This window comes from Variovorax sp. KBW07, from assembly GCF_003852515.1.
In the GTDB taxonomy this organism is placed as follows: Bacteria; Pseudomonadota; Gammaproteobacteria; order Burkholderiales; family Burkholderiaceae_C; genus Variovorax.
Genome location: NZ_QAJK01000048.1, coordinates 1 through 13,763, shown reverse-complemented (window position 1 = coordinate 13,763; position 13,763 = coordinate 1). Strand labels below are relative to the sequence as shown.

Genomic DNA, 13,763 nt, shown 5'->3' with positions numbered 1-13,763 from the left:
CGGTTTTGAATGAAACGGGGAAGTCGGGGCAACGGCCCCGGCAGGGACTCGGCTTGCTGGAAACGCGGCGGCTCAGTCCCCCTTGCCGGCGCTGTCGGAAGCGGAAGCGGAAGAAGAAGCAGGCGTGGCCGCGCCGCTGACCACCGGGCTGCCGACGCGCAGCTTGGCGATCTCCTGCAGGCCGGGGCCGTCGCGGTGGATCGAGGTATCGGCCGCATCGGGCCGCCACGTCACGCTGATGGCCGCCGGTGCCACGCCGCGATTGGCCAGCGCCGAAGTCACGGCCGCAATGCGCTGGTCGGTCAGCGCGTCGCGCTTGCGGGCGTCCCAGTTCTCGGTGTCGCGCGCCACCAGCACGATGTCGGTGGCGCCCTTCTTCGCGGCGACCGCGATCTGGTCGAGCTGCGCGAGCGAGCCGCCGCCGAGCGTGGTCGCACCGAACTCGAAGGACACCTGCGCCGCCGTGCCGGTAAGGCGCTCGCCGCCCTGGCCCGTGGCATTGACGGCCACGCCGCGCTGCACCACGGGCGAGGTCACCGCGCCGCCCACCGTGGCGTCGCCGGCGCTGCCGGGGTTGTCGACCTTGCGCAACTGGTCGGCGGGCACCGTCGGGATCTGCTCGCCGCCGCCCGGACGCATCGTCATGCAGGGCCGGTGGTCGACCTGCGTGACGGCCGCCATGAGCCGAACCACGCCTTCCTCGAGCGCGGCGCGCACGCCCATCTGCACCGGCTCCTGGCCCTTGGCGCCGATGTCCACGTCGTACAGCTTGCTGCCGAAGAAGCGGAACACGTTCAGCCCGACCTCGTAGCCATTGAACTGCTTGGTCAGGCTCACCGTGCGCACCACCATCAGCGACTTGGTGTCGACGATGCGCAGGTCCACGCCCACCGACTGGCTGAAGGTGCGCGCCTTCACGCCCACCTGGTTCACCGCGAACTCGGCGCCACCGGAGTTGATGTTGTAGTTCAGCTCGGTGATGCCGCCCACGATGAAGTAGTCGGACTTGTTGATCGAGCCGCCGAAGTACGGCAGCCACGGCACCTGCTGGCCGCCGTTGGGGCCGCCCAGCTGGTGCGTCTTGCCGTCGCCCAGCTGGCGGCGGTCGGCGTAGGCCAGTTCGCGCTCGGCGATCACCGGGTCGAAGCGCTCCGCGATGCTCACCGCGCCGCCCAGCTTGCCGAGCGCCGAATAGACCATCAGCGCGCCGCCCTGAGTGATGGCGTTGCCTTCGTTGATGCTGTACTTGCCGGTGTAGTCCTTCACGTCGCCGACGCCGATGACCACCGGCGCGCGCCGCGTGGCCGCGATGTGGTCGGCGAAGCAGGCCAGCACCGGCTCCATCGGCGTCACGTTGTCGCGCACCGCCGGGCCGAGCACCACCGGTGCCTCGTTGGGCGCAAAGCGCTGCTGCGGCGCCGAGGTGCAGCCGGCCAGCGCGAGGGCCGCGGTGGCAACCAGCGAAAGGGTTTGTGTGATGTGCATGTCGCGTGCCCCGTTCAATTGAGCACGCCGAATGCGCACGCCGAGCTGCCGCCCACACTGGCGGTCTGCGCGCCAGTGTTGCCCTGGTTGGAGTTCAGCGCCTGGTTGGCCGCGCCCTGCACCTGCGTGCTGGTGCCGCCGACGATGGCCGAGCCGACCGCGCCGGCATTGGCCTGCGAGGTGCCGACCGTCGCGCCGCCCGGCGTGCCCACCGATGTGCGGCTGTCGTTGCCCGAGGCGTCCGAACGCGCCCCCGAGTTCGACGGCGAATTGGCGACCGTGCTGTTGTTGCCGTCATTGCCGGTCGAGTTGGCAGAGACGTTGCAGTTGTACTGGCGGCCGATGTTCGTGTTGTAGACCGGCGCCGCGTAGTAGCCGCTCTTCTGCTTGCGGATCATGTCCTGGATCGCGGCCTGGTTGACCTTGTCGGTGCTCGACTGGAACTGCCACGCGGCGTTCTCGCCGACGTTGTTGGCCAGCGCCGGCGATGCGGCGCACACGGCAACCAGCACGAGGGTCGCCGACCACGCGCCGCGGCGTCGAAGGCGGCCGGACACGTCGGTGCCGGCGGAAAAAAATACGCGTTGCATGACTGCTCCTCTCGGGAAATGCACTCGATGAATTCATGAGTGCTGCGTTTCGCGAGGCGATGCTAGGGATCGCAAGCAGTGACCGGTATCCCGGGAACCGGTAGAAATGACGGGGGCCAACCATGGGGCGCGGGGCGCCGCGCACGGACCGTTGCCGCGCGCACCGCACAACGGAAATCGGTAGGTGGCGATGCCCCTCAGCGTGGCTGCGGGCATGCAGGTCGTGCGCGACCTTGCAGAAATGGCGGGCAGCGAACTTGCCAACGACGAGGCATGCGAGGCATGCGCGGCATGCCTGTCACCGGTTCGCTTCGGCCTTCGCTCAGGCGTTCTTCCTGATCGAATCCGCCAGCGTGTTCACCAGCGTGTCGATGTGCGACTTCTCCACGATGTACGGCGGCGCGATCACCAGCACGTCGCCGGCGGCACGCACCAGCGCGCCCTTGTGGAAGCAGTCCAGGAAGATGTCGTAGGCGCGCTTGCCCGGCAGGCCGGCGATGGGCGCGAGCTCCACCGCCGCGGCCAGGCCAAGGCTGCGGATGCTGATCACGTTGGGCAGGCCCTTGAAGGCGCTGTGGAAGGCATCGCCCAGCACCTTGCCCATCTCGCCGGCGCGCGCGAACAGGTTCTCTTGCTTGAACAGGTCGAGCGTGGCAATGGCCGCGGCGCAGGCCACCGGGTGGCCCGAGTAGGTGTAGCCGTGGAAGAACTCGACCACGTGCTCGGGCGCGTCGGTCTTCATCATCGCGTCGTAGAGCTTGTCGCGGCAGATCACGCCGCCGAGCGGGATCACGCCGTTGGTCACGCACTTGGCGAAGTTCAGCATGTCGGGCACCACGCCGAAATAGTCCGACGCGAAGTTGGTGCCCATGCGGCCGAAGCCGGTAATGACCTCGTCGAAGATCAGCAGGATGCCGTGCTTGTCGCAAATCTCGCGCAGGCGCTTCAGGTAGCCCTTGGGCGGCAGGTACCAGCCGGCCGAACCGGCCACCGGCTCCACGATGATGGCCGCGATGTTGCTCGGATCGTGCAGCGGCAGGATGCGCGTTTCAAGCTCGACCAGCGGGTCTTCGGCCCACACCGGCTCTTCGTTGTGGATGTACGCATGGTTCACCGGGTCATGAATGAAGCGCATGTGGTCCACGCGCGGCAGGAACGCCGAGCCGAACACCTTGCGGTTGCCCGGAATGCCGCCCACCGACATGCCGCCGAAGCCCACGCCGTGGTAGCCCTTCTCGCGGCCGATGAACACGTTGCGGTGGCCTTCGCCGCGCGCCCGGTGGTAGGCCAGCGCCACCTTCATCGAGGTGTCGGCGGCTTCGCTGCCCGAGTTGCAGAACAGCACCCGGTTCAGGTCGCCCGGGGCCAGCGCGGCAATCATCTCGGCCGCCTTGAAGGCCTTGTCGTTGCTGACCTGGAAGGCGGTGGCGTAGTCGAGCGTGTCGAGCTGCTTCTTGATCGCCTCGTTGATGGGCTTGCGGTTGTGCCCCGCGCCCACGCACCACAGCGACGAGATGCCGTCGATCACCTTCTTGCCGTCGTGGGTGGTGAACTCCATGCCGTCAGCCGCCACGAAAACCCGCGGGTCCTTGCGGAAATGGCGGTTGGGGGTGAAGGGCAACCACTGGTTGTCCATGTTGAATTCCTGGAAGGCCATGTCTGTCTCCTGCGGTGGTCTGCGGAAATGGGTCGGGGGAAAATCGCGATTCTGGCACCCCTGCGACAATCACGCCCCTGATGACGACCCAAACGCCCCTCCTGGCCACTGCGCCCGCCTACATCCTGAACCTCTCGTGCCCCGACCGTACGGGCATCGTGCACGCCGTGTCGGGCTTCCTGCTCGAGCGCGGCGCCAACATCGAAGAGGCCGCCCAGTACAACGACCACGGCACCGGCCTGTTCTTCATGCGCGTGCGCTTTGCCTGCGGCGACCACAGCGAAGCCGTGCTGCGCGAGGAACTGAAGACTTTTGCCACCGGTTTCGGCATGACGCTGCAGCTGCACGCCGCCGCCGAGCCGATGAAGACCGTGATCCTGGTGAGCAAGGAAGGCCATTGCCTGAATGACCTGCTGTTCCGCTGGAAGAGCGGCCTGCTGTCGATCGACGTGCGCGCCATCATCTCGAACCACCGCGAGTTCTACCAGCTGGCCGCCAGCTACAACGTGCCGTTCCACCACATCCCGGTGACGGCCGCGACCAAGGCGCAGGCCGAAGCCAAGCAGCTGGAAATCATCGAGGCCGAAGGCGCCGAGCTGGTGGTGCTGGCGCGCTACATGCAAATCTTGAGCAACGACCTGTGCCGCAACCTGGCCGGCCGCGCCATCAACATCCACCACTCGTTCCTGCCCAGCTTCAAGGGCGCCAAGCCCTACTACCAGGCACATGACCGCGGCGTGAAGCTGATCGGCGCCACCGCCCACTACGTGACGGCCGACCTCGACGAAGGCCCGATCATCGAGCAGGACGTGGCCCGCGCCGACCACACCGATACCGTCGAAGACCTCACGGCCCGCGGCCGCGACACCGAGAGCCAGGTGCTGGCCCGCGCGGTGAAGTGGCACAGCGAGCACCGCGTGCTGCTGAACGGCCACCGCACCGTCGTCTTCCGCTAGGCCGTTCTCCGCCAAGCCCGGTCAGTTCCGGTTCGGATTGTCCGGACGGCGGTCGTAGCGGTTGGGCACGCCGTCGCCATCGCGGTCCCAGCGGCCGCGGTTGTATTCCCAGCGCCCATCGCGCTCGCGCCACTCCGGCGGACGGTAGGCATAGCCCGGACGGGCACGCACCCACCCGCCGCCAATCCACACATGGCGCCCGCCGCGCCACTCGTAGTGGCCCGGCGCCCACACATAGCCGCGTCGCGGCGGCGGCACGCGTTCATAGCGCGGCGGAGGCGGCTGCACCTGGATGGTGACCGCCGGCTGCGCCTGCGCGGCCACGGGAATCGTCAGTGCACCCACCGACAGCAGCGACGCGGTGCCGATCGAAAGAGCCAGTGCGAGTTTTTTCATGAAGAACCCCTCATGTGTTGTTGGAGGAGCCTTCATGCTGCCCAAGCCATGTGAAGCGGCTGTAAGCGCTGCGCGAAATCTTGTGTAGACCTGTGTCGTGCTTCAACCGGGGCGCACGCGCCGCGTTTTTTGCATTCACCGCGCTTGCGGCTTTGGCGAGTGCTTACTCCCAGAATCTCTGCAGGTCGACCGCAGCCGCCATCGCGGCCAGCCCCGCCCTGTTGGGATGCAGGTGGTCGCCGCCGTCGTACTTCGGGTTCAGTGCCTGCGGGTCCGCCGGGTCGCGCAGGGCGGCATCGAAATCGATCACGCCATCGACGTCCATGCGCCCGCGAATCCATCGGTTGACCTCGCCGCGCAGGGCCTCGCCGTCCTTGTTCGAGTAGACGCTGTTCTTGAACGGCGGCACGGTGCCGAGCAGCACCTTCACGCCCTTGGCGCGGGCTTGCGCAATCAGTTGCGACAGGCCAGTGGTGATGCGATGGGTGGTCGGCATTTCGCCCGGCAGGATGACGAAGCCCGGCGTGTCCACGAAGGCCTTGCGGCCGATGTCGTTGGTGCCGAGCAGCACGATCACGTGCGTCACGCCGCTCTGCCCCAGCGCATCGCGTGCAAAGCGCGTCAGCCCGCTGGGCCCGGTGCCGTCGTGCAGCAGCCGGTTGCCGCCAATGCCCGAATTGAGCACCGACACCGCCTTGGGTGCGCGCGGGCTGTCGCGCAGCCGCGTGGCCAGCATCTCGGGGTAGGCGCCCACGCCCGCTTCCCCACTGCCCGCGGTGATCGAGTCGCCGAACGCGACCACCGTCAGCGCGGGCTCGCGGCTCCACACGTCCACGCCGGTCACGATGTGGTTGAGGGCCAATGGAGTCGCGCCTTCCAGCCTGGGCGCCGATACACCGTTGCCCGCGGCCACCCAGCTCGTCTTCGGCTCCTGCAGGCTGACGGTGGCGAAGGGCGTGAGCTGGTCGAGGAAAGTGCTCACCACCACGTCCTGCCCCGCCTCGACCTTCAGGTCGATGCCGTCGCTCCAGGCCTCGGCACCCGGCTCTACGGTGAGCTCGCCGCGTCCGCCGAAGCGCAACTCGCGCAGCGAGGCCGGCGACACCACGCCCGCGCCGGTGCCCAGCGCCACGCTGGCTGCCGCGACGTGCAGCGGCGTCTTGCCGAACAGGTTGGAAAAGCGCACGCGGATTCGCTCGCCATCGAGCGTGGGCCGCACCAGCTGGCGCAGCGTCTGTCCGCGAAAGACATGCGTGCTGGCTGGGCCTATGGTGGGTGCGAAGTTGGGGTTGAGCGCGATCTCCCTGAAATCCATGGGCGCCACCGCCCAGCTGCCGACCCAGTAGGCCTGTGGGGCCTGGGCCTGATCGGCCTGCTGCGTCTGGACAGGCTGGCGCGGCTTGCTGCCTGCGGCCGGTTGCGCCTGCGCACCGCCCGCAACGAGCATCGCCATGCAGAACCCGAACACCCAGCGCGCCGCGATCACTCCGCGAACGCGGGCCGGCAGCCAACGTAAAAACAGTTCCATGCGCGCAAAGCGGTCCAGTGTACGGAGCCGCCTTGCCCCCGCGCGTTGCGAGGTCTAGCGCCTGGTTACCAAGTGTCCACGTAGGGCGAAACAGCCTGGGTGGTCGCCCGCGTGGCGGAGTCCAGCCCGCGCACCAGCCAGGCACGCGTCTCGGCCGGGTCGATCACCGCATCGATCTCCAGCGTCTGCGCCATGTGGATGGCTTCACCGTTGGTGTACTGCTGCGCCACCAGTTTCTTGAACAGCGCGTCGCGCTCCACGCCTTCGGGCACGGCCGCCAGCTCCTTGCGAAAGCCCAGCCGCACCGCGCCTTCGAGGCCCATCGCGCCGAACTCGCCGGTGGGCCAGGCCACGGTGAACACCGGTGCGTCGAAGCCGCCGGCCGTCATGGCCTGCGCGCCCAGGCCGTAGCCCTTGCGCAGCACCACGGCAAAGAACGGCACGCGCAGGTGCGACGCCACCATGAACATGCGGCACACATGGCGCACCTGCGCCTGCGCCTCGATCTCGGGGCCGACCATGAAGCCGGGCGTGTCGCACAGCGACACCAGCGGCAGTCCGTGCGCGTTGCACAGCTGCATGAAGCGCGCGGACTTGTCGGCCGCCTCCACGTCGATGGCGCCGCCCAGGTGGTGCGGGTTGTTGGCCATCAGGCCGACCGGCCTGCCCTCGATGCGCGCCAGCGCCGTGACGATGCCGGCACCGAAGCCCGCACGCAGTTCGAGCAGCGAGCCGGTGTCGGCCACGCCGCGCATTGCCGCGCGCACGTCGTACACGCGCAGCCGGTTCTCGGGCACCACGTGGCGCAGCGTGCGCGGATCGGCGCATTGCCAGTCCTTCGTCGCGCCCTGGAAGTACGAGAGGTACTGCTTCGCGGCGGCCACGGCGGCGGCTTCGTCTTCCACCAGGATGTCGATCACGCCGTTGCGCGACTGCACGCTGCTCGGCCCGATCTGCTCGGGCGCGAAGGTGCCGAGCCCGCCGCCTTCGATCATGGCGGGGCCGCTCATGCCGATGTTGCTGCCCCTGGTCGCGATGATCACGTCGGCGCAGCCCAGCAGCGCCGCATTGCCCGCGAAGCAGCGGCCATGCACGATGCCGACCACCGGCACCTTGCCCGACAGCGCCGCGAACTGGCTGAAGGTGTGGTTGTTCAGGCCGGCGACGATCGGCATGTCGGTGTCGCCCGGCCGGCCGCCGCCGCCTTCGGCGAACAGCACCACCGGCAGCTTCAGCTGGTGCGCCACCGCCAGCAGGCGGTCGGTCTTGTGGTGGTTGCGCATGCCCTGCGTGCCGGCCAGCACCGTGTAGTCGTAGGCCAGCACGGCGCAGCGCGACAGCTCGGGGCCGAACTGCTTCGCGTTGACGCTGCCCAGGCCTGTGACCATGCCGTCGGCCGGCGTGTTGGCGATCAGGTCTTCGAGCGTGCGGCGGCGCGTTTGCGCGGCAATGGCCAGCGCGCCGTATTCGATGAAGTTGCCGGGGTCGGCGGCCGTGTCGCACAGGTCGGCGATGTTCTCGCGCGCGGTGCGGCCGCCCTGCGCGTGGCGCTTGTCGACGGCGGCCTTGCGGTTGGCATCGAGCGTGGGCGCGTGGCGGTCGATGACTTTCTGCAGATCGGGGCGGACCGTGCCGAGGTCGTGCTCGGCGCGCGCCTCGGCTTCGACGGCCTGCGCATCGACGGCTTCGAGCCGCACCAGCGACTGGCCTTCGACGAGGTAGTCGCCCGGTGCCGCCAGCAGCGCGACCACGCGGCCGGCCACGGGCGCGTGCAGCAGGTGTTCCATCTTCATGGCTTCGAGCACGCCGAGTTGCGCGCCGGCGGGCAGCACGTCGCCCACCTCGACTTCGAACTGCACGAGCTTCGCGGGCATGGGGGCCTTGACAGTCAGGTCGTCCGCATCGTCGTCTGCGACTGCGGAAGCGCTGTCCGCGACGACCGCGACTGCTGCGGGCATGCTCTTCTTCGCATGCTTTTCAAGCGACGCCGCAGCCGCCAGCAGGTCGCCCAGGTGCGCCTCCACGAAGCGCGTGTGCACCGCCTGCGTCGCAAACTCCGGCCGCGCCGCGATGGCGCGCAACAGCGACAGGTTGGTGGCGATGCCGTCGATGTGGCATTCGTCCAGCGCGCGCAGCGAGCGCCGCAGCGCGTCCGCGAAACGCGGCGAAGGCGACTGCACGATCAGCTTGGCCAGCAGCGTGTCGTAGTGCGGCGAAGGCGCCAGCCCCGCATAGCCATGGGTATCGACGCGCACGCCCGGCCCGGCCGGCAGGTCGAAGCGCGCGAGCGTGCCGCCCGAAGGCCGCGCATTGCCCTGCGCATCGAGCGTCTCGGCGTTGATGCGCCATTGAATGGCGAAGCCGCGCTGCGGCGCCGTGCGATCGGCCTCCACGCCCAGCGCGCTCAATGGCTCGCCCGCAGCCACCGCAATCTGCAGCTGCACCAGGTCGAGCCCGGTGACGGCTTCGGTCACCGTGTGCTCCACCTGCAGGCGCGGGTTGGCCTCGATGAAGACGAAAGGCAGGGTCGACGATTCCGCATCGACAAGAAACTCGAAGGTGCCGAGGCCGCGATAGCCGACCGTCTTCGCCATGCGCAGCGCGGCCTGCGTCACCTGCGCGCGCAGGGCTTCGGGCAGCGACGGGCTCGGCGCAATTTCCACCAGCTTCTGGAAGCGGCGCTGCAGCGTGCACTCGCGCTCGCCGAGGCTGGCAACGGAGGTGCCGTCGCCCAGCACCTGCACCTCGATGTGCCGCGCATTGCGCATCAGGCGCTCGACGTACACGCCCTCGATGCCGAAGGCGGCCTTGGCTTCAGACATGCAGCGTGCATGCGCCTCGGGCAGCTCTTCGGCGTTCAGCACCGCGCGCATGCCGCGCCCGCCGCCGCCGCCGATGGCCTTCACCATCACGCCCGCGCCCTGCGCATGCTGCTCGGCGAAGAAGGCCTGCGCCTGCGCAAGCGTGACCGCGCCCGCGCTGCCGGGCATCACCGGCACGTCGCATTGCGTGGCCAGTGCGCGTGCGCGTGCCTTGTCTCCGAACAGGCCGAGCTGCTCTGGCGTGGGGCCGATGAAGACCAGGCCCGCGTCGGCGCAGGCCTGAGCGAAGTCGGCGCGCTCGCTCAGGAAGCCGTAGCCGGGATGCACCGCATCGCAGCCCTGCGCGCGCGCCACGGCGATCAGCGCGGCAATGTCAAGGTAGGCGGAAGGCCCGGTCGCATCGAGCGCCACGGCCACGTCGGCCAGCTGCGCATGCAGCGCCGCCGCGTCGTCGCGCGCATGCACCGCCACGCTGGCGATGCCCAGGTCGCGCAGGGCGCGCACCAGCCGCACGGCAATTTCGCCGCGGTTGGCAATCAGAACTTTGGAAAACGACAAGCTGAACCTCTCAGGTTGGGTCTTTCAGCAGGCGCCGCAGCACCTTGCCGGCGCCGGTGGTCGGCAATGCATCGATGAAGCTCACGGCGCGCGGCGCCTTGTAGCTGGCCATGTTGTCGCGCGCCCACGCAACGAGCGTATCGGCATCGAGCGCGGCACCGGGCTTGCGCACGATGAAGGCCTTCACGACCTCGCCCTTGTCGGCATCGGGCTGCGCGATGACGGCCGCCTGCGCCACCGCCGGATGCTTGATGAGAATGGTCTCGACCTCTTCGGGAAACACGCTGTAGCCCGAGACCTTGATCATTTCCTTGAAGCGGCCGATGAAGGTGAGGTAGCCGTCGGCGTCTATCTTGCCCATGTCGCCGGTGTGCACCCAGCCGTTGCGCAAGGTGGCAGCGGTGGCCTCTGGCTTGTTCCAGTAGCCCTTGAAGGTGCCGGGGCTGGTGAGCACGATCTCGCCGATTTCACCGGTGGGCATTTCGGCCTGCGTGTCCGCGTCGAGGATGCGGATGGTCACGCCCGGCGCGGGAATGCCCTGCGTGCCCCAGCGCGGCGCGTGGTGCGGCGTATAGGTGTCGCAGGTGTGGGTTTCGCTCAGGCCGTAGGCGGCCTCGAAGGACGTGCAGTTGCGCGCATGCGAACGCCATTGCGCGGCCAGCGGCTCGGTGAAGGTGATGCCGAAGCTGGTCACCGGGTTCCTCTTCAGGCTGGACAGATCGAAGCTCGCGATGTCGGGTACCTGCATGCACGCCACGTTCATCGGCGCGATGCTGTACCACCAGCTCACCTTGAAGCCCTCGATGGCCTGCAGCACGGCGCGCGGATCGAAACGGTGCAGCAGCACCGAAGCGGCGCCGGTGAGCACCGGCACGTTGACGCCCATCAGCATGCCGGCGATGTGATACAGCGGCGCGATGGACAGCAGCACGTCATCGGGGCCGACACCGTTGCAGTCGGCCGCGGCGCGCGTCTTGAAGAGCGCATTGCCATAGCTGAGCATCGCGCCCTTGGGCAGGCCGGTGGTGCCCGAGGTGTAGGTCATGAGCGCCACGTCGTCGAGGTCGATGGCCACGGGTTGCGGCTTGGCATCGCGCTGCGACATCACGGCCAGGAAGTCTTCGCAGCCGTCGGGAACGCTGCGCCCGGCTTTCTTCTCGGCGGCCAGTTCGGCCGGCAGGTCGAGCGCGGCCGGCGCGGGCAGCAGGTCGGCGTAGTGCACCACGAACACATGGGCCAGCGCGCTGCCGGCCTGCACCTTGCGCACCACCGGCAGCAGCGGCGAGGCCGCGACGATCACGCGGGCCTTCAGGTCGTTGACCTGGTAGGCCAGCTCGTGCTCCTTGTTGAGCGGCCCGCTCGGGCAGACGATGGCGCCGATCTTCTGGATGCCGAAATGCGCAACCAGGTACTGCGGGCAGTTGTTCAGGAACAGCACCACCGGCTCGCCCTTCTTCACGCCGATGGCCTGCAGGCGCGCCGCGAAGGCGTCGCTGGCGCGGTCGAGCTCGGCCCAGCTCATGGCGTGGCCGTACCAGATGCAGGCGGGGCTGTCGCCGCGCTCGCGTGCGTGGGTGCGCAGGTACTCGTGCAGAGGCTGCTGGGGGCGGTCGGGCAATGTCTCCATGGCGTCACTTTCTCAGGGTTATCGATAGCCGCCTGCACCGGGCAAGCGCTTGCCAATGCGGCATGGTGCACGAACAATCCTACCCATGGGTATAACTTCCGCGACACGGCACAAACCCTCTGGGGACGACGAGGCCACGGCACAGCCGCAATCGCAGCACCTGCCGCAGGGCACGGGGCGCCAGCGCGCGGCCACGCAGGGCACCGACCTGCAGCGCGAGCGCATCCTGCAGGCGGCGGCGCAGCTCTTCGCGGCCCAGGGCTATGCCAACACCACCATGGCGCAGATCGTGCGCGCGCTGGGCGTGACCAAGCCCTTCGTGTACTACTACTTCCGCGACAAGCAGGAGATATTCGAGACGCTCTCCTGGCGCCCCGCGGTCGATTGCTTCACCGCGCTCGACTTCGCGGCCGGCGACCCGCGCCGCGCCAGCGAGAAGGTGGTCGAAGGCATCGAGCGGCTGATCCGCGCGACCATCTCGCACCATCCGGCCGCCTTCTTCGCGTACCGCGAGCCGCAGGTGTACCGGCCCGAATACCTTGCGGCGCAAAAGAAGCTCGCGCACCACTTCTACGACCTGCTGTGCCCGCTGCTCGAAGAAGCCCGGCGCGACGGCGACCTCGACTTTGCCGAGACCAAGATCACCGCGCTCGCGGCCTGCAGCCTGCCCGGCTTCCTGTACAGCTGGTATCGCCCGGGCGGGCGCCTCTCGCCCGACGAGGTGGTGGCCGAGCTCACGAAGCTGGCCAGCCGCGTGATCGGCCTGCAAGTGAAGAAAAACTGACACCCATCCCCGGAGACAAATCACCATGAAGTTCAACCGTGCGCCCTTGGCGCGGATCGCCCTTGCCTCCCTGCTTTGCATCGCGGGCTCCGCGCATGCCCAGGGCCAGGCGCAGCCCCAGACCTACAAGATCGCCTACATCGATCCGCTCTCGGGCCCCTTCGCCAATGTCGGCGAGCTGATGCTGATGCACACGCAGTACGCCATCGAGGACATCAACGCCAAGGGTGGCGTGCTGGGCGGCAGCACGAAGCTGCAGCTGCTGCAGTTCGACAGCAAGCTCTCGGCGCAGGAAAGCCAGAGCGCGCTGCAGGCGGCCATCGACCAGGGCGCGAAGGCCATCGTGACCGGTGGCTCGGGCTCGTCGGTGGTCACGGCGCTGGTGCAGTCGGTGGCGCGCTGGAACCAGCGCAACCCGGGCAAGGAACTGATCGTGCTGAACCATTCGTCGATCGACCCCGAGATGACGGGCAAGACCTGCAGCTTCTGGCATTTCCAGACCGAGGCCAACACGGCGATGAAGATGAAGGCGCTGGCCAACTACATCAAGAAGACGCCGGACGTGAAGAAGGTCTACCTGCTGAACCAGGACTACGCGCACGGCAAGCAATGGGCCAGCTACGGCCGCCAGCTGGTAGGCCTGGCACGGCCCGACATCCAGTTCGTCGGCGAGGCGCTGCACCCGATCGGCCGCGTGAAAGATTTCGCGCCGTACGTGGCGAACATCCGCCAGAGCGGCGCCGATTCGGTGATCACCGGCAACTGGGGGCAGGACATGACGCTGCTGCTGAAGGCAGCGGGCGACGCGGGCTACAACCTGCGCTACTTCAACCACAGCGCGGGCTCGGTGCCGGGCACGGTGACGGCGGTGTCGCAGGCAAAGACGGGCCAGCTGACGTGGGTGGCCGAGTGGCACCCTGGGCAGGCCGACTCGCCGAAGGTGGACGCGCTGGCCAAGGCCTACAAGGCCAAGACGGGCAAGGACTTTCTGGCGCCGCGCATCGACCTGACGCCGCGCATGCTGGCGGCGGCGATCAACAAGGCGGGGAGTGCGGACACGATCAAGGTGGCGCGCGCGCTGGAAGACCTGAGTTTCGATTCGGTGGTCGGGCCGGTGCGGATGCGCGCGGAAGATCACCAGTTGTTGTTGCCGCAGGTGGTGAACACGATTGCGCCGGTGGATGGCAAAGTGGTGAAACTGGGCTGGGAAGGCACGAACTACGGTTTCCGTACGGATGCGGTCTACACGGGGAACGAACTGGCACAAGGCACGGACTGCAAGATGGTCCGGCCTTGACTGTCTCCTGAGTACGACTGAAGTCTTCGTTCGGGTTCGGGTTCGGGTTCGGGAGCGGGGTCA

Annotated in this window: 10 protein-coding genes; 3 read left to right on the top strand and 7 right to left on the bottom strand. The window is 68.2% G+C overall.

Annotated features, from left to right (window positions below):
* Positions 1–72 precede the first annotated feature (72 nt).
* The 3 genes from DBV14_RS11435 to DBV14_RS11425 form a co-directional block, all read right to left on the bottom strand.
* The gene (locus DBV14_RS11435; RefSeq protein ID WP_124459307.1) at positions 73–1,485 is read right to left on the bottom strand and encodes a CsgG/HfaB family protein; all 1,413 of its coding nucleotides are present in this window, start codon (positions 1,483–1,485) and stop codon (positions 73–75) included.
* Positions 1,486–1,499: 14 nt separating this feature from the next.
* Positions 1,500–2,075 (bottom strand): hypothetical protein, encoded by a 576-nt coding sequence (locus tag DBV14_RS11430; protein ID WP_260396980.1) that lies wholly within the window; start codon positions 2,073–2,075, stop codon positions 1,500–1,502.
* Between the two features lie 322 nt (positions 2,076–2,397).
* Positions 2,398–3,732, bottom strand: coding sequence for an aminotransferase class III-fold pyridoxal phosphate-dependent enzyme (locus DBV14_RS11425; RefSeq protein WP_124459306.1), 1,335 nt, complete (start codon positions 3,730–3,732; stop codon positions 2,398–2,400).
* 80 nt (positions 3,733–3,812) lie between these two features.
* On the opposite strand from DBV14_RS11425, the gene purU reads away from it, so the two are divergent.
* Complete coding sequence (purU, locus tag DBV14_RS11420) at positions 3,813–4,688, top strand: formyltetrahydrofolate deformylase (RefSeq protein ID WP_124459305.1); 876 nt, start codon at positions 3,813–3,815, stop codon at positions 4,686–4,688.
* Positions 4,689–4,709: 21 nt separating this feature from the next.
* Here purU and DBV14_RS11415 read toward each other — a convergent pair whose 3' ends face one another.
* The 4 genes from DBV14_RS11415 to DBV14_RS11400 form a co-directional block, all read right to left on the bottom strand.
* Entirely contained in the window at positions 4,710–5,084 is a 375-nt protein-coding gene (locus tag DBV14_RS11415) for a YXWGXW repeat-containing protein (protein WP_124459304.1), read from the bottom strand.
* A 163-nt stretch (positions 5,085–5,247) separates the two neighbouring features.
* Complete coding sequence (locus DBV14_RS11410; protein WP_124459303.1) at positions 5,248–6,612, bottom strand: GDSL-type esterase/lipase family protein; 1,365 nt, start codon at positions 6,610–6,612, stop codon at positions 5,248–5,250.
* A gap of 65 nt (positions 6,613–6,677) precedes the next feature.
* On the bottom strand, positions 6,678–9,992 hold the full coding sequence (locus tag DBV14_RS11405; RefSeq protein WP_124459302.1) for a carboxyl transferase domain-containing protein: 3,315 nt from the start codon (positions 9,990–9,992) through the stop codon (positions 6,678–6,680).
* A gap of 10 nt (positions 9,993–10,002) precedes the next feature.
* Positions 10,003–11,619 (bottom strand): AMP-binding protein, encoded by a 1,617-nt coding sequence (locus tag DBV14_RS11400; RefSeq protein ID WP_124459301.1) that lies wholly within the window; start codon positions 11,617–11,619, stop codon positions 10,003–10,005.
* Positions 11,620–11,704: 85 nt separating this feature from the next.
* On the opposite strand from DBV14_RS11400, the gene DBV14_RS11395 reads away from it, so the two are divergent.
* Positions 11,705–12,403, top strand: a complete 699-nt coding sequence (locus DBV14_RS11395; RefSeq protein WP_124459300.1) for a TetR/AcrR family transcriptional regulator — start codon at positions 11,705–11,707, stop codon at positions 12,401–12,403.
* Between the two features lie 25 nt (positions 12,404–12,428).
* A complete protein-coding gene (locus DBV14_RS11390; RefSeq protein WP_124459299.1) occupies positions 12,429–13,700 on the top strand; it encodes a branched-chain amino acid ABC transporter substrate-binding protein in 1,272 nt (423 codons plus the stop codon).
* The last annotated feature ends 63 nt before the right edge of the window (positions 13,701–13,763 follow it).